The following is a 24,936-nucleotide window of genomic DNA, read 5'->3' as shown; positions in this document are numbered from 1 at the left end:
CAAATTTACTGGTGTTGAGATACCACTTCTCGTTTTTGGTATTTTTCATCCCTGGGGAACCCATGCACAGAGTCCAAGCTACCGGTCCTGCAGCCCAAACAGGCTTCACCCTGGTCGAGCTGATGATCGCCCTTGTCGTGGCGGGCATCCTCGCGGCCATCGCCATTCCCTCCTACGCCCGCCTGATCGACCGCAGCCGGGCCAAGGACGCCGCGGCCGATCTCTCGGCCCTGGCACTGAATCTGGAAAATCGCTACCAGCTGCAGCTGAGCTACCCCGTCAATGCCAGCGAAACCGCTGCCACCACGGCCATGTTCAGCGCCTGGTCACCCACCCAGGCCAGCCATTTCAGCTACAGCCTGGTCAGCACGGCCAGCAGCTACACCCTCTATGCCAAGGGACAGGGCCGCCTGTCTGGCTGCAATCTGAGCCTCAGCCATGACAACCGGCGCAGTGTCAGCGCCGCCTGCGGCTTCAGCAGCTGGTGATGCAGAGCCCGTACGCACGCCGCCACCAGAGCGGTCTGAGCCTGGTGGAGCTGATGATGGTGCTGGCCATCGGCCTGCTCATGGCCGCCGTCGGCACGGCCTTGACGGGCGCCTGGGTGGACCAGGCGGCGGTACGCCAGTCCGAGGCCCAGCTGCGCCAGGCGGTGGCCGAGCTCAAGGCCCTGGCACTGCGCAATGCCGAGGGGCGCCCCATGGGCGAGGCCGCGGCCGTGCTGCTCAACCAGCCCGGCCAGCTGTGCGTGCTCAGCGGCCAGCCGGCCCAGGCCAGCTGCGAGAACGCCAGGCTTCAGGCGCAGCCCAGCGCCACGGTGCGGCTGGCCGGCGCCGATCGAGCCTGCCTGGCCATGGACAGCAGTGGCCGCCTTATCGACACCCAGATCGGCAACACCGCCTGTGGCAACGAGCTCAGCTATCGCGTACAGCGCAACAAGGAGAGCCTGGATGGCAGCCTGGACTGACAAGCGCGGGCGCCGCCAGCAGCGCGGCCTGTCCCTGACGGAGGCCCTGGTCGCCATGGTGCTGCTGGGCGTGGTCGGCCTGGGCATGGCCCATGCCCTGGGCCGCACCCTGGTCGCCGCCAAGTACCACAAGGCGCAAAGCCTGGCCGTGCAAGGCTTGCGGGCGGAACTGCAGCGTGATGGCATGGCCCTGGGCTGCCCCAGCAGCGGCAGCGCCAGCCGCAGCGCCACGCTGAGCCTGGGCAGCGACATCAGCATCAGCCAGGTGGACAAACATTGCCGGGTCAGTGCCGTTACCGTGCAGGCTCCCAATGGTCCGAGCGCCAGCACCACCCTGGTACACATGCGCTACGAGCTCAGTGCCGACACCTTGCTGGGCCCCGGCACCCTGACGCTGGAGAACTGATGCGCCATCACTCCACAAGCCGTCGTCAAGGCGGTGCCAGCCTGGTGGCCCTGATGGTGGGCATGGTGATCGCCCTGATCGCCTCCATCAGCGGCCTGGCGCTCTACAAGACCGCGGTGCAACAGACCAGCGGCCCGCAAGGCATGGTGGCGGCCAGCCGCATCGACGGTCAGCTGGCCTCCGGCCTGCTGAGTGCGCAGATGCTGCTGCAGGAGGCCGGCTTCGGCCTGAGCAAGCCCAATGCCACAGAGCATCTGCTGCTGCTGCGCGATGCGCGTCTGGACGGCGCCCGCCTGGAAGGCCGCCCCGTGGTGCTGGGCAATGCCGCCAGCCCGGGCAATGCCCTGCTCTGGGCCAGCAATCCCGAGCTCTCGGCCGATCCGGCCCGCCAGGTCTGCCAGGGTCTGTACGCCGATCCCGTCAGCCGGGCCCTGGTGCTGCTGCGGGTACAGGGCAACTGTCAGCCGCTGGCCACGCGCTGGCAGCAGCTGGAATGGCAGCGGCGCAGCCTGGTGGCCGCCGAGCTGCTGGCCGACCCGGTCGCCCTGGATGTGCGCCGCAATGCCGGCTGCTGGCCCTATGGCGCCCTGCCCCAGGCCATGACGGGACGCCCGGCGCCGAGCGCGGCGGTGGAAGTCGGGCTGGCCTATGTCGGCAGCGTGGCGGGCAGCCGCAACCGCTACACCTCCTGCCTGTCCAACCTGAGCGAATGATCATGGCCCCGACACCTCGCCCCACCGCGCCCTCCCGCCCTCAGCGCGGCGTGTCCTCGGTGGTTTTCATGATGCTGCTGGGCCTGGGACTGAGCGCCCTGGTGCTGGCCGCCGCCGCCCATCTGCGGGCCTCCCAGTCGCAGTCACGCACCGTCCATGCCCAGACCCAAGCCCAGCTCAAGGCCTGGAGCGGGGCCGAGGCCTTGCGCCAGTACCTCTATCCCCTGGGGGCCAGCGAGGCCGCCAAGCTGGAGCTCGGCGCCGTGAACTTCCAGGGCTTGGACGGTGTCGGCGCCCGCATCAGCCGCGTCGACCCGAGTCATGCCGACTGCGAGGGCGGCACCCGCATCGCCAGCGAGATCGCCGGCTCCAGCGGTGGTGCGCAAGCCCTGCTAGGCCTGGTGTACTGCGCCAACGGCCAAGCCGGCGGCGGTGGCTCGGGGGGCAAGCTGCCCATCAATATCAAGGGCAATCTCGATCTCTCCGGCGATCTCAAGCTGCTGGGCGATGAGAAGGCGCGCATGGTAGTGGATGGACGGGTCAGCGGCGCCGGCAGTCTGGCCGGCATCCATGAGCTCTACGCCAGCGGCAACATCACCCTGGGCGGATCCACCAGCATCAACACGGTGTTCTCCGAGGGCAGCATCGCACTCAGCGGGAGTGGCAGCTACAGCGTGCTCAATGCCATGCAGGACATCACGCTCAGCGGCGGCGTCAAGGCCGGCAGCCTCACGGCCAACGGGCGGGTCAAGCTGGAGAGCAATGAGCTGGTGTCGGTGGCCGCCATCGGGGATGCGCAGCTGGGCTCGGCCAAGCTGGGCCAGCTCAAAACCCGTGGCAGTGCCACGGCCAGCAATGCCCAGATCAGCGGCCAGGCCCTGGTCGAGCGCAGCTATAGCGAGGGCAGCAACGGGGCGGTGGCCAGCGGTTTCTACGGCCAGACCCTCAGCGTGCCGGGCTGGAACACACAGGTGAAGATGCAGCGTCAGGCCGGTCTGGTGGTGGACATCAAGCCGCTCACACCACAGACCATCAGCCAGCCCCGCATCGATGCCTACGAGTACCGCAGCGCCGCCAACTACCGCTTCGAGCGCGATGCCCAGAACCGCACCGTGGTCGAGGTCAGCCAGGTCCAGGGCCTGCCCGACGGGCGCTACTTCCTCACCGGCCAGGGCGACAAGCAGGACTGGCTGTGCACCAGCAGCAGCTACAGCGCCGCCAGCTGCCTGGCCAAGATCTGCGCCGGCTTTTCCGAGTACAACAGCTGCCTGAGCTATCAGCCCGCCACCCAGACCTGGGTGCTGGCGGGCCTGAGCATGGCGCCCGGCGTCGCCTGGTTCAAGGGCAATCTCAGCGCCGGTCAGGGCAGCTATGCCAACAGCTTCATTGCCACGGGCAACATCATCACCGCGGGCAACAACGTGACCGAGGCGCTGAACTATGCGGGCTTTGCCAAGGTCTGCAGCAACAGCCAGTTCCCGGGCCTGCGGCCCCTGGCCTACTGCCCGGCGGGCTCGGCCGAGATCAAGCCCCAGCCTGCGGGCAATATCGCCTTTGCCGCGGGTGGCAGTGTGGGCGGCGTCTACAGCGGCGGGCGCATCGACCTGAGCGCAGCCAACCATGTCTACGGTGATGTGCTGGCCGGCGATGTGCTGATCACGGGCGGCAGCACCGTGGTGCATGGCCATGTGGTGGCGGCCCGACTGGGCACCCAGTCCGGCGGCAGCAGCTTCGGCGCCAGCACCACCATCGACCTGCGCAATCTGCCTGGCAGCTTCAAGCCGGGTGAGAACCCCAGCGGAGGTGGTGCCCCCGCCAGCAGCCGCCTGCTCTGGGCGCGCTACCGCTAAAGGAAAACGCCGCGACCCAGGCTGCGGCGTTTTGGTGTGGGCCTGACTGAATCAGCGCCAGAACTTGCCGTCCGGCCCGATGATGGACACATCGGCATAGTCCATGCCCGTGTGGTCACTGGGGCTGAAGTTCAGCTCCAGGCCGCCGAGATCGAACTTGCTCATGCTGTCCAGGGCCCGCAGCAGGCCGGCTCGGCTGAGATCCTTGTCCTTGGCGGCGCGCTTGAGCCCTTCCACCAGCACCTTGGCGGCGGTAAAGCCCTCAAGGCCCGCCGGCGTCAGCTCCATCTGACGGGCCTTGGCCAGGGCCTGGGCCTCACGCACCAGGGGCAGGTTCAGCGAGCGCTCCGAGGGGAAGACCTGGCTCACCACCACGCCGCGGGCCTGGCCCTTGAGCAGCTTGATGAAGCCGGCCGAGGCATTGTTGGACAGGGTCACCAGCTGGGCATTGGAGCCAGCGGCGCGCAGGGCCTCCACGCCCTCGGCCACCGCCTCGGCCGCGCCGATGAAGATCAGGGCCTGCGCATCGGCCTGGGCCATCTGCTTCATCAGCGGGGCCAGGCCGGGGTTGGCGCGCGGGTATTTGAGATGCGCCACGGGCTTGAGCTTGGAGGCCTCCAGGCCGCGCAGGGCGCCGGCCGCACCGTCCTCGCCAAAGCTGTCGTCCACCTGGACCAGGCCGATGCGCTTCACACCCATGCCGGCCAGGTGCAGCACGGCACGCTCGGCCTCACGCTGGTAGGTGGCGCGCACATTGAACACATAGGGGTTCACGGGCTTGTGCAGCAGCATGGCGCCGGTCGAGGGCGCCACCAGGGCCAGCTTGTGCTCGGCCAGCAGGGGCAGGATGGCCTGGCTCTGCGGTGTGCCGCGGGTCAGGAACAGGGCGAGCACGCCCTGGTCGATCAGCTGCTTGGCATTGGGCGCGCTGAGCTTGGGGTCGAACTTGTCGTCCAGCGAGACCAGCTCGATCTTCTGGCCAGCCACGCCGCCCTGGGCGTTGACCGCATCCAGGTACAGGCGCGCGCCCTCGGTAATTTCCTTGACCCCGGCGGCCACCGGGCCGGTGAAGCCGGCCGTCTGGCCGATCTTGATCTGGGCACAGACGGGTAGGCTCAGAGCCAGCGCGGCCGCCAGCAGGGTCTGCTTGATGATGGTTTGCATCGTGGTGTCACCTCCGGCGCGGATTGTGGCCGCGCGCCAGCATGGCAGCCTTGACGCAGACCGGCAAGTTGTGAGCAATTGTCCGCCCTGCGCCCCGCGCCCGGCTCGGGCACCGGGGCTCAGCGCCAGAACTTGCCGTCGGGTCCGATGATGGCCATGTCGGCGTAGTCCAGGCCCGTGTGGTCGGCCGGGCTGTAGCCCAGCTCCAGCCCGCCCAGGTCCAGCTTGCCCAGACTGTCCAGCGCACGAACAAGGCCGGCGCGGTCCAGGGCCTTGTCCTTGGCCGCCTTTCTCAGCCCCTCCACCAGCACCTTGGCGGCGGTAAAGCCTTCGAGCATGCCGGGCGAGAGCTCCTGCTTGCGGGCCTTGGCCAGGGCCTGGGCCTCGCGCACCAGGGCCAGACTGATGGAGCGCTCGGCCGGGAAGGCCTGACTCACGATCACGCCGCGGGCCTGGGCGCCCATCAGGCGGATGAAGCCGGCCGTGGCATTGTTGGACAGGGTCAGCAGTTGGGCCGTTGAGCCCGCGGCGCGCAGGGCCTGGGTGCCTTCGGCCACCTGCTCGGCCGCACCGATGAAGATCAGGGCCTGGGCATCGGCCTGGGCCACCTGCTTCATCAGCGGGGCCAGCTGGGGCTGGGTGCGGGGGTACTTCAGGTGCACGCTGGGCTTGAGCTTGGCGACCTGCAGGCCGTGCAGCACGCCGGCCGCGCCATCGTCGCCAAAGCTGTCATCCACCTGCACCAGGGCCAGGCGCTGAACGCCCCGGCTGACCAGATGCTGCACGGCCTGCTCGGCTTCACGCTGGTAGGTCGCGCGCACATTGAACACATAGGGGTTCACCGGCTTGTGCAGCAGCATGGCGCCGCTGGACGGCGCAACAAGGGCCAGCTTGTGCTGGGCCAGCAAGGGGAACAAGGCCTCGGTCTGGGGCGTGCCGCGGCTCAGAAAAAGCGCCAGCACACCGCGTTGCTCGATCAGCTGTTTGGCGTTGGCCGCGCTGAGCTCGGGATCGAACTTGTCGTCTAGAGTGATCAGCTCGATCTTCTGCCCGCCCACGCCGCCCTGGGCATTGACGGCGTCCAGGTAGAGGCGCGCGCCCTCGCTGGTCTCCTTGACCCCGGCAGCCACCGGGCCGCTGAAGCCGGCCGTCTGGCCGATCTTGATCTGGGCCAGGGCCGGCAGGGTCCAGGCGCTCAGCGCCAGCACGGCGCCCAGCAGCTTGAGGGGCAAAGAGGGCATGGGGATTGGGCTCATGAAAGGTCTGTCCTGACCGCGGATTGTGGCAAAGCCTGGCCCGCGGGCGCTGTACGCCCATGCCCGGGTGTGAGCAAATGCCCGGTGCCGGCCCAGGTCCCGGGCTGGCACGGCGCCCCGGGCCGCCCAGCCGTGGCGGCCGAGCAACGCCGCGGGTGTGGTGCTCCGAGCTTAGCCCCAGCGCCCCAGGCTCAGCAAGAAGGCCGTCGCCGCCGCGCACAGGCTGGCAGCGGGCAGCCAGCGGGCGCGCCAGGTGGCCACGGCCACCACGGGCAAGGCGCCCAGGGACAGCTGGGCGCTCCAACCGGCCCAGGCCAGGCCCCAGTCCGCCCGCCCCCAGAGGGTCCAGGTGGATGCCAGCCCGGCCAGCACCGCCAGGGCGCGCAGGCCCTGCTGGCGCCGCCGGCTGGGCGCCCGGCCAAATGCGTCCTCATGATGCCTATCCATGGCCAGGCACAGCAAGGCAAAGCCCAGCAGGCTGCACAGCACTTGATGCGCAAACGCCATGGCTCAGTCCCCCTGCCCGGCAGTGACCAGGGATGCGCTTGCGGTCGGCGCCGGGCTGCTCACGGCCCCACGCCGCGGCCCGCAGCGCCAGGCCAGGCCCAGCAGCACCAGCGCCGCCACGCCCAGAGCCAGTTGCATGGGCCAGGGTCCGGCAAGCAGCAGGGCCAGACCGGCAAAGCCCAGACCCGCCAGGCCGAAGAGCGCGCGCCAGCCGCGCCGGCCTGGCCAGGCGGCTGCCAGCAGCAGGCTCAGGCCCCAGGCCGCATAAAAGACCTGGAGTTCCGCATCGGGTCGCTGCGCCAGATCCAGGGGCAGCAGGCGGTTGGCATAGAAGAGCGCGGCCATGGCCAGGGGCAGGCCGGCGATAGCGGCCAGATTGAGCGTGTCCACCAAACGGCGCCCCAGGGGTCGGGCCAGACCGCGGCGATCATCCTCGGCCGCACGCTTGACGCTCCACAGCAGCAGGCCGGTGGCGATCATGGCGCAGCCCAGCAGGCCCAGACCGAATAGCAGCCAGCGCAGCGGCCAATCGGCGAAGCGCGCCATGTGCAGACCGTAGAGCACGCCATAGGTCCGGGCGGCGGGCGCGGCGGTATCGGCCAGATGCAGGCGGCGGCCGCTCTCGGCCTCGAAGATCAGGCGCGGGCTGCGGTACTGCAGGCGGTCGCCCTCGTGGCGGCTGAACTCCACCAGGGTCTGGCCACCCTCGCGCAGCAGGGCCACGCCCTCGATGCGGCTGCGCGGCCCGGCGGGCCATTCGCGCCGCACCTCGGCTAGCAGAGCCTCCCAGCGCGCCTGGCCCAGCCGGGGCAAGGCCTGGCCCTCCCCCGCCGCCGCATTGAAGCCGCGCCCGCGCGGCAGCGGGTCGCCGGCAAGTTCGTTGAAGTAGCTGCCGCCCTTGAGGCCGTAGACGGCGGCGATACCGGCCGGCATGTAGAGCGTGTGCATGATCATCAGCCCGCTGAAAGTGATCAAGAAGTAGAAGGGCAGCACCAGCACGCCGCTCACATTGTGGGCATCCAGCCAGGCGCGCTGCGCAGCCTTGGCTCGAGGCCTGAAGGTGAAGAAGTCCTTGAAGATGCGCCGGTGCGTGATCACGCCGCTGATCAGGGCCACGAACATGAAAAGTGTGGCCAGGCCCACCAGCCAACGCCCCTCGGTGATCCAGCGGCTTTGCTGGGCCGAGCGCAACTCGAAGTGGAAGCGGTAGAAGAACTCGCCGATGCCGAAGCTCTCGCGTGGCTTGAGCAGCTGGCCGCTGGCCGGGTCCAGCCAGCGCTGCTCTAAGCGCGCGCGCTGGCCCGCAGCCGCGGCCTCGCGCCAGCCCAGCTGGACCAGGGGCCGGCGCTCGTCCGCGGCGGTAAGGCGCCAGCTCTGCGCGCCCGGCGCGGCCTCGTGCAGCCGCGCCTCGGCCTGGGCCAGCTGGGCCGCATCCAGAGGCGCGGCCGGCCCATGGCCCAGCAGCTCGGGCCGGCTCCAGTGGTTGAGCTCATGCTTGAAGAAGGCCAGGCTGCCGGTCAGGAAGATCGCAAACAGCAACCAGCCCAGCAGCAGGCCCACCCAGGTGTGCAGCCAGGCCATGGCCTGGCGCAAGCCCTCGCGCGCGCCGTCGGCTCTCATGCTCAGAAGCGGTAGCTGAGGGTGGCGTTGAGCGTGCGGCGCTGGCCGTAGAAGCAGTCACCGCGCGCCAGGCACTGGGTGATCTGCACCTTGTCGGCCAGATTCACCGCATTCAGCGCCAGGCGCCAGTCGTCCTGCTCATAGGCCAGCATGGCGTCCACCAGGGTGGCGGCCGGCGTGCTGATCAGGGGCGTGCCGGACCAGGAAGCGCCCAGATAGCGCAGGCCCGCGCCCGCGCTGAAGCCGCTTCGCCCGCCCAGGCTGAAGTGATGCGTGAGCCAGGCCGAGCCGTTGTGGCGGGCCACGCCGGCCACGGCCTGGCCCTGATCGCCGGCATTGCTGCGGCTGATCTTGGCATCGGTGTAGGCATAGCCCAGGGTCCAGTCCCAGCGGCCCCAGCGGCGGCTGTCCAGGCTGCCGGCGCTCTCCAGCTCCAGACCGCGCACGCGCACCTCGCCGATCTGCAGGCTGTTGAGCGGCTGGCTGGGGTCGGTGGTCTTGCGGTTGGTGTCGCGCAGATCGTAGAGCGCCACGGTGGCGGACACCCGCTTGTCGGCCGGCTGCCACTTCAGACCCGCCTCCCACTGCTCGCCCACCTGGGGCTTGTAGGGCTTGCCGTAGAAGTCCACACCGCCCAGGGGCAGGAAGGACTCGGTGTAGGCCAGATAGGGCGAGAAACCGCCATCGGCCAGATAGAGCAGACCGGCGCGCTTGCTGGTGGCCTTGTCGTCGACCTTGGCCTCGGGGCGGCCCTGGGTCTCGGTCTTGGCCCGGTCATGGCGCAGGCCCAGCACGGCGACCCAGCGCTCGTCGAACTTGATGTGGTCCTGCAGATACAGGCCCAGCTGGCGCTGGTCCACCGTGGGCTGGGCCGCAAGGGCGCTGGCGGCCGGCGGCGTGAAGTTGCCGTAGACCGGTGCATAGACATCGATGGCCGGCGCACGGCCGCGGAAGCTGCGCTGGGTGCTGTCGTTCTTCTGCGCGTCCAGGCCCAGCAGCAGCTGGTGCTTCCAGGCGCCCATGCGCAAATGGCCTTCGAGCTGGGTGTCCAGCAGGGACATGCTGCCGCCATTGAGCTGCCAGACCAGATCGCGCTCCACGCGGCGGCCGTCGGCATTGAAGAGCGGGCGGCGCGCCGTGGTGCTGAAGCTGGTGTAGATGGTGCGGTAGTCCACCGCGCTCTTGGTGTGACGCAGGTTCTGACGCAGGGTCCAGTCGGCGTTCAGGCGGTGGTTGACGAGATAGCCCACCGAATCCTGGTCGCTGTCATAAGCGTCCCAGCCGGGCTCGCTGATGAAGGCGGAGGTGGGGATCTGGCCCTGGCTGCCGTTGGGCAGGCGCGTGCCCTGCCAGGGGAAGAAGCCGATCAGGGAACCGCTCTTGTCGCGCTGGTAGAGCGCCTGCAGGGTGAGCGAGGTGGCTGCGCTGGGCTGCCAGGTGAGCGAGGGCGCGAGCAGCAGGCGGTCGTCCTTCACATGGTCGACCTGGGTGCCGCTGTCGCGCTTGATGGCGACCAGGCGGTAGGCCCATTGCTCGCTGAGCGGGCCCGTGAGATCCAGAGCCAGCTGCTTGCGCTCATGGCTGCCCAGCTGCAGCTGCAGCTCGCGCCGGCTTTCAAACTGTGGACGCTTGGAGACCAGGTTCAGCACGCCATTGAGACTGCCCTGGCCGTAGAGCACCGAGGCCGGGCCGCGCACCAGCTCCACGCGCTCCAGCGTGAAGGGGTCGGGTCTTGCGGTGTTGTAGGTGCCGTAGCTGCGCAGCAGGCCGTCCTGGTACTGGGCCACATTGCCGCCACGGGCGCTGATGCTGTCCACCCGGCTGTCGAAATAGGCCGAGACCACACCGGCCGAGTAGCCCACGGTCTGGCGCAGCGTGGTGGCGCCCTGGGCCTCGATCTGGTCGGCCGTGACCACGGCGATGGACTGGGGCGTTTCGATCAGCGGGATGTCGCTCTTGAGCCCGCTGCCGGCCCGGCGCGCCACAAAGCCGGGCACCGGCCCGGTGGCGCTCTCCTTACTGCCCTGCACACGGACCAGCGGCAAGGTGTTGGCGGCATCGGCAGCGTCGGCAGCGCGTGGGGCCTCGTCGGCCCAGGCCTGGCCGATCAGCAGGGCCAGGAGACTCAGGCTCAGGGGGTGCAGAGTTTTCATCGTGAGGAACAGCAGGAGATGGGTGGAAGGAAGGGTGGAAGGAAGAAAACGAGGCTCAGAACCAGAGCGGCAGCAGCACGCTGGCCCCCAGCAGCAGGGCCGGCCCCAGCATCCAAGCCCAGGCACGCCAGGCACTGCGGCAGGCAAAGGCGGTCATGAAGGCAAGGGCGTAGATCAGATACGCCAGCATGGCGCCGCCCACGGTGGCCTCGCTGCGCGCGGCGCCCAGCAGGCCGGGAAAATGGACAGCGCAGGCGGCCGCCACCGCAGCGGCCAGCAGGTAGCCGCCCAGCAGGGCCGCCAGGGCGCGCGAGAAGACGGCGCCGCGATAGCGCCAGGCGGCCGCTGATCGGCCGCAGGCCGCTTGAGCGCCTGCAGATGTTTTGGACATGACCAAGCCCCACCGGCAGCCGCAAGGCGCCGGAGACGAGACGGACAGAAGCCGACACCGAAGGCGCGCCGCGCAGGCATGCCGCGGCTCGCACTCAGGCCTTCACGCGCGGATCAGGCCAGGGAGTGGTTCGGTATCAGGGGAAGAGCGCCCTGCGGAGTGCTGGGCGCGAGTCGCCTCAGGGGCTGGGCTTGGCCGGCGGCGGTGCCGGCAGGGCTTCCAGGCCCTGGTTCAGGCTGAAGGCCAGGGTGGTGACGAACTGCCCCACGTCCCAGGCTTGGCCATTGCGCTCGCCGCCCTGCTTGTCGGTGTGCTTGAGTTCCAGCACATAGCTGCCCTTCCAGGGCAGGCTGAGTTGGAGCAGACCGCTCTTGTCGGCCACGAACTCGCGGCCCCAGCCAGAAGCCGTGAGCACCTGCACCTTGGCCTCGGGCAGGGCTTGCTGCTTGTAGAAGGCCTGGAACTGGCCGGGCTTGCCGGTGGGCACCAGGTCCAGGGTCAGGCGGGCCGGACGGGCGACGAAGTCGCTGATCCAGCGCGCGGCCGGAATCCAGACGTGGCGTTCCACCTTGTCGCCCTGCTTGCGCTCCCAACCGGGATAGGCGTTTTCCTGGGCGATGAGGGACTCGCCGCTGATGGCCCGACCGTCAATGCCAAAGGCATTGCCACGCTTGCTCAGCGCCGCGGGGATGTCCCCCTTGGCCGTGAGCAGGGTGGCCGAAGGCTGCACGAACTTGTCCAGCATGCCCGGCGAGGTTTCGCGCAGGTTTTCGCCGAACTCACCCAGGTACAGGCGCGCACCTTGGAGATCCTGTTCAATCCAGATCTGATGGGCCTCGGCCTGTGTGGCCATCCACAGCAGCACGGGCAAAAGCAGCAGCTTGTTCTTCAGCATGGCATGCAATCCTAACGAGGTTTGAGAGGATGGCGAACGCTGACCGCCGCCATCGACCCGACCATGGCGGCCGGGGCTTGGATGCTGGCGAAGGGTCCGGGGGCCCAGGAGCTGGCAGAGGACTGCTTTGACGCAGCCCACTCCGCTATTTGCGAATAATTCTCATTGTAATCAAAACTGAGCTGCTGGCAAATGCCCCAGGGTCAGGTATTGCCGCTAGGCTGCGGCGAGTGCAGGCTCGGCCTCCAGCAGTCGCTGCAACAGCTCCCGCACCGTGCGGATCTCGGGGCCGAAGGGCAAGGCGCCCACGCCGCGGAAGAACAGTCCCTTGCTGAGATCACCGCGCAGGGCCGCGCCCAGCTGGTTGTCGATACAGAACTGCCCCCAGCCCTTGAGCCCGTCGCGCAAGCCGCACTGAGCCAGGCAGTCGAAGGCCTTGGTGCAGCGCGCCTTGACCTGGGCCACGGCCTGCAGCCGGGGCTCGGCCTTGAGATAGTTGCGCAACCAAGGCGTGGCCAGGGCGCGCGCCGGCAGGCCGGCCACGCTGGTGAACTCGACGAGCTGGCTGTCCTGGGCCTCGGCCAGCACGCGCTTGAACTCGGGATGGGCATCGCCCTCCTGAGTCACGGCAAAGGGCGTGCCCAGCTGCACCGCGGCGGCCCCCAGGCCCTGCAGATGGCGGATCTGGGCATGGCTGCGTACGCCCCCGGCGGCAATCAGGGGGATGAGCCCCGCAATGCCGGCCTTCTCGAAGAACTCCAGGCATTCGGGGATCACGCGCTCGAAGTCAAAGCGTCCGTCACCCAGATCGGCCACCTTGGCCGCCCCCAGATGCCCGCCGGCCAGGCGCGGATGCTCGATCACGATGGCGTCGGGCAGGCGCTGCTTGCGCTCCCACTTCCTGACGATGAGCTGCACGCCGCGTGCATCGCTGAGTATGGGAATCAAGAGGGTGTCGGGGTGATCCTGAGCCAGATCGGGCAGATCCAGGGGCAGACCTGCGCCCACGACCAAGGCATCGATCCCCTCACGCAGGGCGGTCTTCACCGAGGCCGCATAGTCGCTGAGCGCGCGCATCACATTCAGGGCCAGCACGCCGCGCCCCTTGCTGCGCTCGCGCGCACCGGCGATCTCGCGTGCCAGGGCTTGCTGGTTGGCGGCCTCGATCACGCGCTTGGCGGCCTCACCCGCATGCAGCCCCTCGCAGCGGGCCATCAGATCGGGATGCAGGCGCCTCAGGTCCACCGAGCTCAGGGTGCCCATGGCCCCGGAGGCCGCGACAGCGCCCGCCAGGCTCTGGGCGCTGACGCCCACGCCCATGCCACCCTGCACGATGGGCAGCAGGCTGCGCCCCCCGCGCAAGCGCAGAGGGCTCAGGCCGGAACGGTCCAGCCAGTCATTCATCTGAGGGTCGATCCGGGCGTTCTGGGCGTTCTGGGACATGGGCAGCACTCGCGGCTTCAGCAAGGATGGCGAACCCTAAGGCGCGCCGACCCCCGAAACGTTGACGGATATCACGCTTGAGGCAGATCCGTGTAGTGCCGTGCCCTCCGGACCATCAAGCCCGCCGCCGCGGCGCCGAAACAGCGGTGCAAGAACAAGGCGAGCCATGTGGCGCACCCCCGGGGGTCGCGCCCGCCGGGCTTGGCCTCTATGCACAGGAGGGATTCAATGCGATACCCGGACAGCATGGCGCGCAGCGCGGAATACCTGCGGCTGGCCCTGCCCCTGATGACGCGTCAACGCACGGCCCTGCACCCCATCAGCTATGCGGTGTGGTACGAGTTCGTGAGCGGCCGCAACCCGGGCCTGATGCAGGCCGTGCGCGAGCGCACCCGCGACGGCAGCGTCCTGGAGGAAGACGACACGGCGGCCCTGTACCGCGAGCACCTGGCCGAGCCCTTGCTGGACCCCGAGGATGCGCGGCGGGTCAGCGAAGGCCTGAGCCGCGTTCTGGACAATATGGCCAGCACCGCCGCCGAGGCGGGGGACCGCACCGCGCGCTTCGACCAGTCCCTGTTGGAGTGGAGTCGTCAGCTGCTGGACGAAAGCACGCTCAATGCCCGGGCCCGCGAGCAGCTGCAGTCCCTGATGGAAGAGACGCGCCAGATGCGCCAGGCCATGAGCACCCTGCAGCAGCGCCTGGACGCCAGCCACGGCGAGATCGCCGCGCTGCGCGAGGAGGTCAGCCTGGCCCGCAGCGAGGCGCTGGTGGATGCGCTCACCGGCCTGGCCAACCGCCGCGCCTTCGAGCGCCGGCTCGCGAGCTGCCTGCGGGCCGATGAAGCCCCGGCAAGCCCCCAGGAGCCCTCGCTGTGCCTGGTCCTGGGCGATATCGATTTCTTCAAGCGCGTCAATGACAGCTACGGCCACTCTTTCGGCGACCAGGTGCTGCGCGCCGTCGCCCAGAGCATGCAGCGCATGATCAGCGAGCCCGGACTGGCGGCCCGCGTGGGCGGCGAAGAGTTCGCCCTGCTGCTGCCCGATACGCCGCTGCTGCAGGCCCGCCAGCTGGCCGAACAGCTGCGTACCGCCATTGCCAGCAGCAGCATACGCCGGGCCAATGGAGAGAAGGCGGCAGAACGCGTGACCCTGTCCCTGGGGGTCACACAGCTGGCCCCCGGCGAAAGCGCCAATGACTTCTTCGAACGTGCCGACCGGGCGCTCTACGCCTCCAAGCGCAGCGGCCGCAACTGCGTCACGGTACTGGCAGCGCGCGCGGCCTGATCCGCAAGGCCCTCGAGCAAGGCCTTGGTGCGGGGCCCTGGCGAGGGACCTCGACGCACCCGCCCGTCTATGATGGCCGCAAGGACAAAGACCCAGCGACCATGCGCCTCCTAGTGACCGAAGACGACGCCCAGCTGGGTGAGGCCCTGAGCCTGGGACTGCGCCAGCTGGGGCACGCCGTGGACTGGTTTCGCGATGGCGCCAGTGCCGACACCGCCATGGCCAGCACCGCCTACGACGCCCTGGTTCTCGACCTGGGTCTGCCCGGTGGCGACGGCATTGTCTGGCTCCAGCGCTGGCGCCAGCGCGGCCGGACCCTGCCGGTCTTGGTGCTCACCGCACGAGATGGCATCGAGCAGCGGATTGCCGGCCTGGATGCCGGCGCGGACGATTACCTGATCAAGCCCATCACCATCGACGAGCTGGCAGCCCGGCTGCGTGCCCTGCTGCGCCGGGCCAGCGGGCGCGCCCAGACCCTGTGGCAGCACGGCCTGCTGGAGTACGACATCGCCGCCAAGCTGGTGCGCTGGGATGGCCAGTCGGTGGAGCTCACCGGCCGCGAGCTTTCCTTGCTCGAGGTCTTGATGAGCCACCCCGAGCGCGTGCTGAGCAAGGAGGCCTTGAAGGACAAGCTCTATGACTGGGGCCACGAGGCTCCGGAGGGCAATGCCCTGGAGGTGCATATCCATCATCTGCGCCGCAAGCTGGGGCCCAGCGTGGTGCGCACCGTCCGCGGTCTGGGCTACGCCCTGGGCACATGCCTTCCGGACGCCGGCGCGGAAGCCGCCCGATGAGCCTGCGCCGCCGCCTGCTCCTCTACCTGCTGCTCAGCGCCCCGCTCGTCTGGGCGCTGGCGCTGTGGATCTCGGTGGATCGAGCGCGGCACGAGGTCAACGAGCTCTACGACTCGGAGATGATCCGCCTCGCGCGCCAGGTGCAGGCCACATTACGCGGCCCCGAGGTGTCGGGCGATGCTCTCGGGCCGGGAACAGATATGGGCGAGGCCGATGTGCGCGATCTCGCCATTGCCGTGTGGGATGCACAGGGGCAGCTGCTGATGAGCGACCGGGAGGGTGTGCTGCTGCCGCGTCAGAGCCAGTCCGCCGGTTTTGCCGATATCGAGCTGGAACACGAGCCCTGGCGGGTCTACTACCTGCAGTCCTTCGATGGCGCCTGGCTGGTGGCCGCGGGGCAGCGCGTCTACGAGCGCCAGGAAATGGTGTTCAACCTGACCAGCAGCCAACTGGCCCCCTGGCTCATGGTGCTGCCCCTGCTTCTGCTGGCAAGCGCCTGGGGCGTGAAGCGGGCGCTGCAGCCCTTGCAGACGCTCAGTGCGGAGCTGCGCCGGCGCAGCCCGGACGAGTTGCAGCCCCTGGATGCCGGCCGAGCCCCGCAGGAATTGCGGCCCCTGCTGGACGCGATGAACGGTTTGTTCCAACGGGTAGACACCCAGCTTCAGCGCGAGCGCCGTTTCACCGCCGACGCCGCGCATGAGCTGCGCACGCCCTTGGCCGTTCTGCGCGCGCAGTGGGATGTGCTGAGCCGCTCGCGCACGGACGAAGAGCGCCTGGAGGCACAGGCCCGCCTGGGTGGCGGTCTGGAACGCATGGACCGGCTGGTCAACCAGATGCTGGCGCTGTCCCGACTGGAGTCCGGCGCCGAGCCCCTGCGCCGTGCCGCGGTGGACTGGCGACATGTGGCGGAGCAGGCCCTGGTCGACCTGCTCCCCCTGGCCGAGCGGCGCCATATCGAGCTGGAGTGCGACTGGCCCGCCGAGGGCGCGAGCGCCCTGCCCCTTCAAGGTGACGCCGATCTGCTGGTGGTGATGCTGCGCAATCTGCTGGACAACGCCCTGCGCTACGGCCCGCAGGGCTCCGTGGTCCGCCTCGCGTTTGAGAGCGACGGGCTGCGGGTGGAAAACCAGGGCCCGGCGCTGCCCGCGGAGCAGTTGCTGCGCATGGGGGAGCGCTTCTACCGGCCCAGCGGGCAGGCCGAAGGCGGCAGCGGACTGGGCGTGTCCATCGTGCGGCGCATTGCGGAACTGCATGGGCTGACGCTGCACTTCGGCCCTTGCGCCGATGGCCAGGGTGTGTGCGTCAGCCTGCATCTCGCGCCGCCGCGCCAGCCCGGCGACAGCCACGCCTGAGGCCCTGCGGCGGCCTGGCCCGCCACCGCGCCGCTCAATGCCGGGCTTTCTCCAGCAGGGCCCGGGCCTCTTCGCGGCGACCGGTATCCGCGACCTGACGGCCCGGGCGGGCCGGTGCCGCCATCGCGCGCTCCAGATAGCTCACGGCCTCGGCCGTCTGCTTGTTCTCAAGCAAGAACTCGCCGTAGAAGTAATTGGCGTCAATGCCCTTGGGGTTGATCTGCAAGGCACGCTGCAGGAGTTCGCGCGCCTTGTCCTTGTCGCCAAAGCCAAGCGGCCAGCCGGGGACCTTGTAGTAGAGCACCCCCAGGCTGTTGTAGGCCGAGCCATCCAGCGCCTGCCCATCGATCTTGATCGCATGCTCGTACAGGGTCTTGGCCTGCTTGACCAGGCCCAGGGCGCCCAGGCCACCCTTCTCGCCGGCCCAGGAGCTCACGACGATGCCCTCCCAGACCAGGGGTTCGCTGCGACCGGGATGCGTCTCGCTGAGCTTGTGCGCCTTGGCCGCCAGGGCCTCGAAGCGCCGCTCACGTTCGGCCGCGGGCGTCTGGTAGCGGATCACCGCCCAGTCCTGCTGGATCTCGATGATGCCGTCCTCCAGCGCGCCGGCCAGCGCGGTTTGAAGAGGGCCGAGCCATGCGCCCAGCAGGGCCGTGCTCAGCAAGGCGGCCTTGAACTTGTTCATAAGGTGTCTCCGGGTGAAAACGAGTCAGGAATGGGTGAAGGGCTGCTGCGGCACGGCCGGCCGCCCCAGGCTGCGGCCATGCTTGACGAACGCCCCGTCCATGGAAGCGCCGAGCAGGCCGTTGAGTCGAACCGCCAGCACTTCCGGGAAGCCGATGAAGCGCTCCGGCGCCTCGTTCACCAGCAAGCTCAGCAGCTCGCGGGCCACCCGCTCGGGTGCATCCATGGCCGTCTTGGTGGCCTGGTTGTAGGCCTGGACCGCCGCGTCATTGAACTCGGTGCGCGTGCTGCGCGGCCCCAGGTACTGAACCAGCACGCCGCTATCGGCCACCTCGCGCCTGAGGGCCTCCGCAAAGCCCCGCAGTCCGAACTTGCTGGCACAGTAGGCGCTGAAGCCGGGCAGCCCAATGCGGCCCAGGGCCGAGCCCACGCAGATGATCTGTGCCCGGGGCTGGCGCATCAGATGCGTCAGCAGCGACTGCGTGAGCAGCATGGGGGCCAGCAGATTGGTCTGCATGACGCCGCGCAGGGTCGCAGCGTCCAGGGACGTCAGCGGGCCGAAGGCCGGGACACCCGCGCCATGCACGAGCACATTGCAGCCCCAGTCCATGCCCACACGGGCCAGGGCCGCAATCTCCTGATCCGACTGGAGATCAGCGCACTGCCAGGCCAGCCGCGCCGCGGCGCCCTCATGACGCTGGGCGGCCTGCGCCATCAGCTGCTGCAGCTTGTGGGGGTCGCGTCCGACCAGCAGCACCGAGGCACCGGCCGCGAGCAGCACATCCACCGACGCCCGACCGATGCCGCCAGCGGCGCCCGTCAGCAGCACCCGGGCTTGCTCGGCCTTCATGCCATCACCTCGGCCACTTGGGTCTCGCGTGGCAGGGGCAGGCTTATGAAGACATCGCCATACAGGCGGTAGAAGACCTTGGCGGCGTGGATGATATCGGCCTGGTCGCGCTCATCCTCGATCAGGTCCATGAGCTGCTGGAAGTGGGCCGTGTGTTCAAGATCCAGGGTGCCGTGGGAGCGGAGATAGGTGAAGGCCGCGTCGGGCAGGCCCAGCGGCTTCTGGATGGCCTCGGCCGCCAGCAGCGCCAGCGCGACGCTGCTGCCCTCCAGCACCAGCACCATGCCGAAGAAGCTCAGCGGGTTGCCGCGCGCGATGCCGTCATAGGCATAAGCCACCATCAGCTCGGTCGCCACGCCCGGGCGCGAGGCGCGCGCGGCCTGCGCGTCCTGGCCGCAGGCGGCGATGTCCGCCAGGATCCACTCCTCATGACCGGCCTCTTCCTCGATGTACTCGTCCAGCGCCTCCCTGAGCCAGTCGTGGCGTGTCGGCAGGGCTGCCTTGCAGGCCTGCAGCAGGGGCACGGTGTGCCGCACATGATGGAAGGCCTCGCGCAGGAAGGCGACATAGCTGGCGAGCGATACCTCGCCGCGCAGGCAGCCCTGGATGATGGGGACGGATTGCATGAACGTGCGCTCGGTCGCGGTCTCGGCAAGCAGACGGGCATGGAAACTCATGGAAACGTGCTCCGTAGGTCGGGGTCAGGAAGAGAGGGCGTCGGACAGATCGCCCAGCAACTCGCGGTGTGCGTGCCAGATCTGCGCCCGGATCGGCCGGCCATTGGCCGTGGCCAGTCCGGACTCGGGACCGAAGACGCCCTGGGCCATGCACCAGCATCCGATGCGGGCGTAATCGGGCAATGTGGCGTTGGCGGCGGCCACGGCCGCCTGCAGCGCCGCGGCATCCACAGCACCATGGCTTGGCCAGAGCACGGCGCACAGCGCGGGCATGGCCTCGCCGAAGACCACGGCCTGGCCAATCGCGTCCTGGCTGCGAAGCGCGGTCTCGACCCACTCCGGCGACACATTGCGCCCGAAGCTCGTGATCAGCACATGCTTCTTGCGGCCGCGGATGTGCAAGAAGCCCTGGGCATCCAGTTCCCCCAGATCCCCGCTGGGCCACCATGTGGGCACGGCCGTGCTCTCGCCCACATAGCCGCTGAACAGGCTGCCGCGCAACTCGATCTCGCCATCGTCGGCAAGGCGGATCTGGGCATGGGGCAGCGCGCGCCCCGCGCTGCCGGGGCAATCGGCCCAGGGCAGATTCAAGGTCTGCACGGAGCTGCCCTCGGACAGGCCATAGCCTTCGTAGGCCGGTATGTTCAGGGCTCGCGCCCGGGACAGCAGCGCTTGACCCACCGCGGCGCCGCCCACGGCCACCAGCCTCAGGCCAGGCGGCGCCTGCAGGCCGCTGCGCGCCAGCCAGGCCACCCAGGCACGCAACATCTGCGGCAACAGGATCAGGCTGTGCGGCTCGAACTGACGCACGCACTGGTCGAAGCGCTGCACGTCGAAGCCCGAGGATCCGCTCAGGCCCAGCTGCGACAAGGGTGGCAGCAGCACCGTGGCGCCACGGCGCAGGGGCGCCAGCACGCCGGCAATGTTCTCCAGCAGCACGGCCAGCGGCAGGGCGCAGAGATGCCGCCGCAGATCCAGGGGCTCCAGCGCCTGCACCAGCGAGGCGGCGACGCCATGCATCGCCGCATTCGTCAGGCAGACACCCTTGGGCGCGCCGGTGGTGCCGGAGGTGAAGGTGATCTTGGCCGTGCCCTCCGGCATCAGGGGGGCACGCCCGGGCAGCCGCAGCAGGCACAGGGCCTGCCCGGCCAGCACCAGGGGCTCACCTGGCAGGCCGCCCATGGCATCGACCAGACTCGCGGGCAGGATCAAGGTGTCAGCGCCGCAGTGTTGCAGCGCATGCTGCCGCTGAGCCGGGCTGAAGAAGAGCGGCAGGGGCACATGCACCAGGTCCTGGGCGGCCAGGTCGGCAATGACCCAGGCCGGCCCGTTGTCCAGCAAGCTGGCCAGAACCCGGGTGCCGGCGCCGCGCAGCTGGTGTGCCAGTGCGCGCACCTCGGTCATCAGCTGCTCGTGCGTGAAGAGGCGCTCGCCATCCCCCAGCTCGGCCTGGGGGCCCATCCAGGCCCAGTCCTGCGGTATCTGCAAGGGGCTCATGAACGCTCCCGCGCCAGCCTGCGGGCCAGCTGGCTCAGGGCCTGCGACAGATGGCCGGCCAGCACCACGGGCTGGTGCTCGTAATAGCTGCCCCAGCGCGCGGCCTGCTCGCCCAGACGCTGCGGGTCGGCCGCGCCCAGGGCCAGCGGCGTGACGCCCAGGCGCACGAACAGGTGCCGGAGCTCGGCCGTCAAGGTGCTGACCACCCACTCAAAGCCCTGCAAGACCAGGTGCTGACCCAGCAGCGCAATCAATCGACGCCCCTCGCCCGCGCGACTGGCAGCCAGATGCGCCACTTCCACGATCGCCTCGCGCCCCAGGGGTGAGGCTGCGGACGCCGCCAGCTGCGCTTCGACGGGCGCCGCGAGATAGCGCTCCAGAAACAAGGGCCCGCCTGCAGCGCCGCGATAGCCGGCGGCGGCAACCAGGCCCTCAAGCGGGTCGTACAGACCGACCAGGACGGGGGCGAACTCATCCACCACCGCGCCATAGCGCTGGGAAAACACCCGCTGGATGAAGGTCTCAAGCTCGGCGCGGCCGGGATCTGCAGGTCCGCAGACCTTCAGCTGGGCCGCCAAGTCCAACCCCTTGTGGCGAGGCTCCGGCATCTGGGCATTCAGCAACAAGACAACTCCTTGGGGAGCGCCGACAGGCCTCCCATGCAGCGAATGCTCGGCCCGGACGATTAACAAGGCCTTAAGCGCCGCGGCGACGCTGCATGAACAGCGCCATGGACGTCGAGGCTTGAGGCACCCGGCCCGCTGCGGGATGGCCGCGGTGATTGATCCTTGACAAGCTCGCCGCGGCCGGCGTGCATAGACTTCGGACACAGGGCGCCACAACTGGACGTGACGCCCGCAGCCGCCAGCGAGGAACCGACGATGAGCGCCTATCCGCCCCGCAGCTCTCAGGAAGCGACCATCCCCGGCCTGCTGCAGCAGTTGATGCCGGCCCTGCGCGCGGCCATGGACACCGACGCCCTGGGCGATGGCATACGCCTAGACATCTGCGAGACCGCCCAGGACTACCGGGTGCGCGCCGAACTGCCGGGCGCGCACAAGGACAGTGTGCGCGTCACCGTTGATCGCAACTTCGTCAATATCGCCGCCGACATCCCTGCCTATGACGAGGACTTTCCGACCGGAAGCGGGGCCGCGCGCGTGCTGCTGCGCGAGGGCCGCGAGGGTCCGGTCACGCGCGGCTTCTCCCTGGCGCATGACATCGACGCGGGCCGGGTGCAGGCCCGCTACGACAACGGCGTGCTGAACCTGGTCCTTCCCAAGCGTGAGGCCACGAGCAGCCGCACCATCGCCGTACAGCAAGCCCGTCCGTGAGGGGGCGCTGGCGCTTGCGTTGCATCAAGCACCCGGGGCACGATGACCAGCAAGATGCCCGAATACAGCCACAGGGAGAGTCCTCATGAGCTATCGCAGCCTGCTTGTCCACCTGGATGATGCCCCCACCTGTGCCGCGCGTGTGCAGCAGGCCATAGCCCTGGCCAAGCTGATGCAAGCCCGTCTGGTGGGACTGGCCCCCACCGGCCTGCTGCGCATGCCCCTGGCCCTTGAGGCCGCGGCCGCCTTGGAGTCATTCAACACCATGGCCTGGGATCTGCTGCTCGAGCAGGCGCAGGGCACAGCGCAGGCCTTCCGTCAGGCTTGTGCGGAAGCGGGGCTCAAGTCCTGCGAGGCGGTGGTGGACACGGCCGATGTGGCCGAGTCCCTGGTGCGTCACGCCCATTGCTCCGATCTGGTGATCCTGGGGCAGTCAGATCCGGAGCGTCCAGGCCATGCTCAGCGTCGCAGTGCCAGCGAGCAGGTGCTGATGCACAGCGCGCGCCCGGGCCTGATCCTGCCCTATGCCTGGGCGGACGGCCCCCTGGGGCGACGCGCCCTGGTCGCCTGGGATGACAGCCGCGAAGCCGCGCGCGCGCTCGCTGACGCCCTGCCCCTGCTGCGCCGAGCCGAGCAGGTGCAGGTGTTGAGCTGGCGCGAGAGCCGGCTGGACGAACCGCTGGCGCCGAGGCTGTCCGCCTTGCAGCAGTGGCTGATGTGGCAGGGCGTCACGGCCGAGGTCCAAGAGCAAACCGGCGGCACACAGGCGGTCGGTGAGCTGCTGCTCTCGCGCGCCGCCGATCTGGACGCCGACCTGATCGTGATGGGTGCCTACGGGCGTGCCCGCTGGACCGAGCGCATCCTGGGCGGCGCCACCCGTGGCATGCTGGATGCCATGACCGTGCCTGTCCTGATGTCACACTGAGCGGCAAGCGCAAGACTGGTGAAAACCCCCAGCCAGCCCTCAGCCACCACAAGGCGGCTGTGGTTTTCCGTTCCCAGGCCCGCGCTTCCTCAAGACCTGGCACCCAAAGAACTGGCGTGGGGCGCGGTGCTGTGTTCATAATCAGCGCCATGCTGCTGCCCACCTGTAAGCGCCGCGCTGGCCACGGGCCTTTGCTGCCATGAAACGTCTGGCCGGATCTTCACTGCGCAACGCGGTTGTGCTGGCCCTGGTCGTGGGTTTGCTGGTGCCCACGGGCGCGGTGCTGATGTATGACCTCCAGACGCAGCGCCGCGAAGCCATGGACGACTTGCGCCGCGACCTGGCCCGGGTGGTGGAAATCCTGGCCCTGTCTCTCTCGGAGCCCATCTGGCAGGTCTCGCCCGATCTGGCCGAGCCCATGATCAAGGCCCAGGTCGATGATCCGCGCTTTGTCTCCGTGCTGGTGATGGAGCCCTCCTCGCCCCGTCCCTTCCTGGAGTTCCAGCGCAGCAGCAGCTCGCCGGAGCTGACACTGAGCCAGACCCGCGGCGTGATGCGCGATGGGCGCGAGATTGCCCAGATCACGGTCACCATGAGCGCCGCCCCCCTGCTGGAGCGCCGAAATGCCGACATGCTGCGCACCCTGTGGCGCAGCGCCCTGACCCTGACCCTGTCCCTGGGCCTGATCCTGCTGGTGATGCAGCGCCGGGTGCTGCAGCCCATGGACCGCCTCAGCCATGCGGCCGCAAATCTGGCGGCGGGTCGACTGGACCAGTCCCTGGACAAGACCCTGGATCTGGAGGGCGATGATGAGATTGCCCGCGTCGGCCAGGCCATGGAGCGCATGCGCCAGGCCCTGCTGGCGGCCTTTGATGAGTTGCGTCAGCATGCCAACACCCTGGAGTCCCAGGTCGCGGAACGCACGGCCGCGCTGACCACCACGAATTCGGAGCTGACCGAGGCCCTGGCCACGCTGAAGACGGCGCAGCGGGAGCTGGTGGAATCGGAGAAGCTGGCCTCGCTGGGCCGCCTGGTGGCGGGTGTCGCGCATGAGCTGAACACCCCGCTGGGCAATGCGCTGACCGTGGTTTCGGCCCTGGAAGACCGCTGGCGCGAACTGGAAACCATGCTCAGCGGCCAGACGCCCATGCGCCGAAGCCTGCTGGAGGAGCTGGCCAGAGACACCCGCCGCGGGCAGGACATCCTGCACCGCAATGTGCAGAAGGCGGCGGATCTGGTGCGGGATTTCAAGCAGGTGGCCATTGACCAGACCACGGACTCGCGGCGCGGCTTTGAGCTAGCCCAGGTCATTGAGGATGTGCTGGTCATGGTGGAGCCCAGCTTCAAGCACACGCCCTTCAAGATCAGGACCGAGCTGGCGGCCGGCGTGGCCATGAATTCCTACCCCGGCGCCCTCGGCCAGGTGCTCACCAATCTGCTGATGAACGCGCTGGTGCATGGCTTCGAGAAGCGTGACAGCGGCCAGGTCAGCGTGCGCTGCGCGCCCGTGGCCGATGACGTCGAAATGGTGGAGCTGGAAGTGCAGGACGATGGGCGCGGCATGGACGAGTCGGTGCGACGCCGCATCTTCGATCCCTTCTTCACGACCAAGCTGGGTACCGGCGGCTCCGGTCTGGGCATGCACATCGTGCACAACATTGTGACCAATGTGCTGGGCGGTCAGATCGAGGTCTTTTCCAGCCCCGGCGCGGGCACCCGCACCCTGATACGCATGCCCCGCATCGCCCCGCAGCGCGCAGCCGGCGAGTCCATGCTCTGAACCGGAGGTCCCCAAGCGCAACAAGGCCGGTGGATCAAACCACCGGCCTTGTTCATTTGGGGCTCAGTTGGAAGCTGCGGAGGCCGGTGCCAGGGCGCTGGCGGCAGCGGCCACGGCGCTGGCCGCCTGGGGCGCGGAAGCAGCGGCGGATGCGGCTTCCGGCGGATGGTCGATGCCATGCTTCTCACCGCCCATATCGATGTCTCCGCCCATGCTCAGCACATACAGGGCCAGGGCTGCAAAGACGGCGAAGCCAACCAGAATTTTCCACATACCAGGGGTCTCCTTTGCTTGTTGATGGTCGCAATTCTTGCGCGCCTAGCTGACGGCAGGCTGGCTGGCACGCTAGCAAGCAGAGTGTTCAGTCACACCCTCAGCACCCGCACAAGCACGC

General features: G+C 69.0%; 25 protein-coding genes. 11 read left to right on the top strand and 14 right to left on the bottom strand.

The features are described from left to right. Positions 1-62: 62 nt before the first annotated feature. The 5 genes from DFR39_RS06650 to DFR39_RS06630 are packed head-to-tail and all read left to right on the top strand — an operon-like array spanning position 63 to position 3,936. Entirely contained in the window at positions 63-488 is a 426-nt protein-coding gene (locus DFR39_RS06650; protein WP_133602753.1) for a type IV pilin protein, read from the top strand. After that, positions 488-967 carry a type II secretion system protein gene (locus DFR39_RS06645; protein ID WP_133602752.1) on the top strand — a complete coding sequence of 160 codons (480 nt, stop codon included), beginning with the start codon at positions 488-490 and terminating at the stop codon, positions 965-967. Before DFR39_RS06650 ends, DFR39_RS06645 begins: the two co-directional genes overlap by 1 nt. Further along, on the top strand, positions 951-1,373 hold the full coding sequence (locus DFR39_RS19805) for a type IV pilus modification PilV family protein (RefSeq protein ID WP_162849442.1): 423 nt from the start codon (positions 951-953) through the stop codon (positions 1,371-1,373). The genes DFR39_RS06645 and DFR39_RS19805 overlap by 17 nt, the downstream gene beginning before the upstream one ends. After that, the gene (locus DFR39_RS06635) at positions 1,373-2,086 is read left to right on the top strand and encodes a PilW family protein (RefSeq protein ID WP_133602751.1); all 714 of its coding nucleotides are present in this window, start codon (positions 1,373-1,375) and stop codon (positions 2,084-2,086) included. Before DFR39_RS19805 ends, DFR39_RS06635 begins: the two co-directional genes overlap by 1 nt. Before the next feature lie 2 nt (positions 2,087-2,088). Further along, positions 2,089-3,936, top strand: a complete 1,848-nt coding sequence (locus DFR39_RS06630; RefSeq protein WP_133602750.1) for a hypothetical protein — start codon at positions 2,089-2,091, stop codon at positions 3,934-3,936. Positions 3,937-3,987: 51 nt separating this feature from the next. Here the strand turns inward: DFR39_RS06630 and DFR39_RS06625 are convergent, their stop codons facing one another. The 8 genes from DFR39_RS06625 to DFR39_RS06590 form a co-directional block, all read right to left on the bottom strand. Then, positions 3,988-5,100 carry an ABC transporter substrate-binding protein gene (locus tag DFR39_RS06625; protein ID WP_133602749.1) on the bottom strand — a complete coding sequence of 371 codons (1,113 nt, stop codon included), beginning with the start codon at positions 5,098-5,100 and terminating at the stop codon, positions 3,988-3,990. A 119-nt stretch (positions 5,101-5,219) separates the two neighbouring features. Then, positions 5,220-6,341 carry an ABC transporter substrate-binding protein gene (locus DFR39_RS06620; protein ID WP_133602748.1) on the bottom strand — a complete coding sequence of 374 codons (1,122 nt, stop codon included), beginning with the start codon at positions 6,339-6,341 and terminating at the stop codon, positions 5,220-5,222. A 186-nt stretch (positions 6,342-6,527) separates the two neighbouring features. Further along, positions 6,528-6,863 carry a DUF3325 domain-containing protein gene (locus DFR39_RS06615; protein ID WP_133602747.1) on the bottom strand — a complete coding sequence of 112 codons (336 nt, stop codon included), beginning with the start codon at positions 6,861-6,863 and terminating at the stop codon, positions 6,528-6,530. Between the two features lie 3 nt (positions 6,864-6,866). Continuing rightward, entirely contained in the window at positions 6,867-8,483 is a 1,617-nt protein-coding gene (locus tag DFR39_RS06610) for a PepSY-associated TM helix domain-containing protein (protein ID WP_211343816.1), read from the bottom strand. A gap of 2 nt (positions 8,484-8,485) precedes the next feature. After that, positions 8,486-10,636: a TonB-dependent siderophore receptor gene (locus DFR39_RS06605; RefSeq protein WP_133602746.1), complete on the bottom strand. Its 2,151-nt coding sequence runs from the start codon at positions 10,634-10,636 to the stop codon at positions 8,486-8,488. Between the two features lie 55 nt (positions 10,637-10,691). Beyond that, a complete protein-coding gene (locus tag DFR39_RS06600; protein ID WP_133602745.1) occupies positions 10,692-11,027 on the bottom strand; it encodes a DUF3649 domain-containing protein in 336 nt (111 codons plus the stop codon). 178 nt (positions 11,028-11,205) lie between these two features. Further along, the gene (locus DFR39_RS06595) at positions 11,206-11,922 is read right to left on the bottom strand and encodes a cobalt ABC transporter substrate-binding protein (RefSeq protein ID WP_133602744.1); all 717 of its coding nucleotides are present in this window, start codon (positions 11,920-11,922) and stop codon (positions 11,206-11,208) included. A 216-nt stretch (positions 11,923-12,138) separates the two neighbouring features. Beyond that, positions 12,139-13,365 carry an NAD(P)H-dependent flavin oxidoreductase gene (locus DFR39_RS06590; RefSeq protein ID WP_419789836.1) on the bottom strand — a complete coding sequence of 409 codons (1,227 nt, stop codon included), beginning with the start codon at positions 13,363-13,365 and terminating at the stop codon, positions 12,139-12,141. A 228-nt stretch (positions 13,366-13,593) separates the two neighbouring features. Between DFR39_RS06590 and DFR39_RS06585 the strand changes: the two genes are divergently transcribed. From DFR39_RS06585 to DFR39_RS06575, 3 genes are all read left to right on the top strand, one after another. Further along, positions 13,594-14,649 (top strand): GGDEF domain-containing protein, encoded by a 1,056-nt coding sequence (locus DFR39_RS06585; RefSeq protein WP_162849441.1) that lies wholly within the window; start codon positions 13,594-13,596, stop codon positions 14,647-14,649. 101 nt (positions 14,650-14,750) lie between these two features. Further along, on the top strand, positions 14,751-15,443 hold the full coding sequence (locus DFR39_RS06580) for a winged helix-turn-helix domain-containing protein (protein WP_133602742.1): 693 nt from the start codon (positions 14,751-14,753) through the stop codon (positions 15,441-15,443). Beyond that, positions 15,440-16,795, top strand: a complete 1,356-nt coding sequence (locus DFR39_RS06575) for an ATP-binding protein (protein ID WP_133602741.1) — start codon at positions 15,440-15,442, stop codon at positions 16,793-16,795. Before DFR39_RS06580 ends, DFR39_RS06575 begins: the two co-directional genes overlap by 4 nt. A gap of 34 nt (positions 16,796-16,829) precedes the next feature. Here the strand turns inward: DFR39_RS06575 and DFR39_RS06570 are convergent, their stop codons facing one another. From DFR39_RS06570 to DFR39_RS06550, 5 genes are read right to left on the bottom strand one after another with little or no spacing between them, the layout of a single operon-like run. Next, positions 16,830-17,480, bottom strand: coding sequence for a tetratricopeptide repeat protein (locus DFR39_RS06570; protein WP_133602740.1), 651 nt, complete (start codon positions 17,478-17,480; stop codon positions 16,830-16,832). Positions 17,481-17,504: 24 nt separating this feature from the next. After that, positions 17,505-18,329, bottom strand: a complete 825-nt coding sequence (locus tag DFR39_RS06565) for an SDR family oxidoreductase (protein ID WP_133602739.1) — start codon at positions 18,327-18,329, stop codon at positions 17,505-17,507. After that, on the bottom strand, positions 18,326-19,006 hold the full coding sequence (locus DFR39_RS06560; protein ID WP_133602738.1) for an iron-containing redox enzyme family protein: 681 nt from the start codon (positions 19,004-19,006) through the stop codon (positions 18,326-18,328). The genes DFR39_RS06565 and DFR39_RS06560 overlap by 4 nt, the downstream gene beginning before the upstream one ends. 24 nt (positions 19,007-19,030) lie before the next feature. Continuing rightward, positions 19,031-20,503, bottom strand: a complete 1,473-nt coding sequence (locus DFR39_RS06555; RefSeq protein ID WP_133602737.1) for an AMP-binding protein — start codon at positions 20,501-20,503, stop codon at positions 19,031-19,033. After that, the gene (locus tag DFR39_RS06550) at positions 20,500-21,129 is read right to left on the bottom strand and encodes a thermostable hemolysin (protein ID WP_246030720.1); all 630 of its coding nucleotides are present in this window, start codon (positions 21,127-21,129) and stop codon (positions 20,500-20,502) included. The genes DFR39_RS06555 and DFR39_RS06550 overlap by 4 nt, the downstream gene beginning before the upstream one ends. Positions 21,130-21,384: 255 nt before the next feature. Between DFR39_RS06550 and DFR39_RS06545 the strand changes: the two genes are divergently transcribed. The 3 genes from DFR39_RS06545 (at position 21,385) to DFR39_RS06535 (ending at position 24,542) form a co-directional block, all read left to right on the top strand. Then, positions 21,385-21,837 carry an Hsp20/alpha crystallin family protein gene (locus DFR39_RS06545; RefSeq protein WP_133602736.1) on the top strand — a complete coding sequence of 151 codons (453 nt, stop codon included), beginning with the start codon at positions 21,385-21,387 and terminating at the stop codon, positions 21,835-21,837. A gap of 85 nt (positions 21,838-21,922) precedes the next feature. After that, positions 21,923-22,762, top strand: a complete 840-nt coding sequence (locus DFR39_RS06540; RefSeq protein ID WP_133602735.1) for a universal stress protein — start codon at positions 21,923-21,925, stop codon at positions 22,760-22,762. Between the two features lie 199 nt (positions 22,763-22,961). Next, on the top strand, positions 22,962-24,542 hold the full coding sequence (locus tag DFR39_RS06535; protein ID WP_133602734.1) for a sensor histidine kinase: 1,581 nt from the start codon (positions 22,962-22,964) through the stop codon (positions 24,540-24,542). 63 nt (positions 24,543-24,605) lie between these two features. On the opposite strand, the gene DFR39_RS06530 is transcribed toward DFR39_RS06535, so the two are convergent. Further along, on the bottom strand, positions 24,606-24,815 hold the full coding sequence (locus DFR39_RS06530; RefSeq protein ID WP_133602733.1) for a hypothetical protein: 210 nt from the start codon (positions 24,813-24,815) through the stop codon (positions 24,606-24,608). Positions 24,816-24,936: the final 121 nt, after the last annotated feature.

The organism is Roseateles asaccharophilus (assembly GCF_004362405.1).
Lineage (GTDB): Bacteria > Pseudomonadota > Gammaproteobacteria > Burkholderiales > Burkholderiaceae_C > Kinneretia > Kinneretia asaccharophila.
The sequence above is the reverse complement of the archived record's forward strand: the minus strand, read 5'-3'. Positions and strand labels throughout refer to the sequence as shown.

Coding starts and splice junctions, on each gene's coding strand:
- DFR39_RS06650 (WP_133602753.1), top strand. CDS start 63: ATGCACAGAGTCCAAGCTACCGGTCCTGCAGCCCAAACAGGCTTCACC.
- DFR39_RS06645 (WP_133602752.1), top strand. CDS start 488: ATGCAGAGCCCGTACGCACGCCGCCACCAGAGCGGTCTGAGCCTGGTG.
- DFR39_RS19805 (WP_162849442.1), top strand. CDS start 951: ATGGCAGCCTGGACTGACAAGCGCGGGCGCCGCCAGCAGCGCGGCCTG.
- DFR39_RS06635 (WP_133602751.1), top strand. CDS start 1,373: ATGCGCCATCACTCCACAAGCCGTCGTCAAGGCGGTGCCAGCCTGGTG.
- DFR39_RS06630 (WP_133602750.1), top strand. CDS start 2,089: ATGGCCCCGACACCTCGCCCCACCGCGCCCTCCCGCCCTCAGCGCGGC.
- DFR39_RS06625 (WP_133602749.1), bottom strand. CDS start 5,100: ATGCAAACCATCATCAAGCAGACCCTGCTGGCGGCCGCGCTGGCTCTG.
- DFR39_RS06620 (WP_133602748.1), bottom strand. CDS start 6,341: ATGCCCTCTTTGCCCCTCAAGCTGCTGGGCGCCGTGCTGGCGCTGAGC.
- DFR39_RS06615 (WP_133602747.1), bottom strand. CDS start 6,863: ATGGCGTTTGCGCATCAAGTGCTGTGCAGCCTGCTGGGCTTTGCCTTG.
- DFR39_RS06610 (WP_211343816.1), bottom strand. CDS start 8,483: ATGAGAGCCGACGGCGCGCGCGAGGGCTTGCGCCAGGCCATGGCCTGG.
- DFR39_RS06605 (WP_133602746.1), bottom strand. CDS start 10,636: ATGAAAACTCTGCACCCCCTGAGCCTGAGTCTCCTGGCCCTGCTGATC.
- DFR39_RS06600 (WP_133602745.1), bottom strand. CDS start 11,027: ATGTCCAAAACATCTGCAGGCGCTCAAGCGGCCTGCGGCCGATCAGCG.
- DFR39_RS06595 (WP_133602744.1), bottom strand. CDS start 11,922: ATGCTGAAGAACAAGCTGCTGCTTTTGCCCGTGCTGCTGTGGATGGCC.
- DFR39_RS06590 (WP_419789836.1), bottom strand. CDS start 13,365: ATGTCCCAGAACGCCCAGAACGCCCGGATCGACCCTCAGATGAATGAC.
- DFR39_RS06585 (WP_162849441.1), top strand. CDS start 13,594: ATGCGATACCCGGACAGCATGGCGCGCAGCGCGGAATACCTGCGGCTG.
- DFR39_RS06580 (WP_133602742.1), top strand. CDS start 14,751: ATGCGCCTCCTAGTGACCGAAGACGACGCCCAGCTGGGTGAGGCCCTG.
- DFR39_RS06575 (WP_133602741.1), top strand. CDS start 15,440: ATGAGCCTGCGCCGCCGCCTGCTCCTCTACCTGCTGCTCAGCGCCCCG.
- DFR39_RS06570 (WP_133602740.1), bottom strand. CDS start 17,480: ATGAACAAGTTCAAGGCCGCCTTGCTGAGCACGGCCCTGCTGGGCGCA.
- DFR39_RS06565 (WP_133602739.1), bottom strand. CDS start 18,329: ATGAAGGCCGAGCAAGCCCGGGTGCTGCTGACGGGCGCCGCTGGCGGC.
- DFR39_RS06560 (WP_133602738.1), bottom strand. CDS start 19,006: ATGAGTTTCCATGCCCGTCTGCTTGCCGAGACCGCGACCGAGCGCACG.
- DFR39_RS06555 (WP_133602737.1), bottom strand. CDS start 20,503: ATGAGCCCCTTGCAGATACCGCAGGACTGGGCCTGGATGGGCCCCCAG.
- DFR39_RS06545 (WP_133602736.1), top strand. CDS start 21,385: ATGAGCGCCTATCCGCCCCGCAGCTCTCAGGAAGCGACCATCCCCGGC.
- DFR39_RS06540 (WP_133602735.1), top strand. CDS start 21,923: ATGAGCTATCGCAGCCTGCTTGTCCACCTGGATGATGCCCCCACCTGT.
- DFR39_RS06535 (WP_133602734.1), top strand. CDS start 22,962: ATGAAACGTCTGGCCGGATCTTCACTGCGCAACGCGGTTGTGCTGGCC.
- DFR39_RS06530 (WP_133602733.1), bottom strand. CDS start 24,815: ATGTGGAAAATTCTGGTTGGCTTCGCCGTCTTTGCAGCCCTGGCCCTG.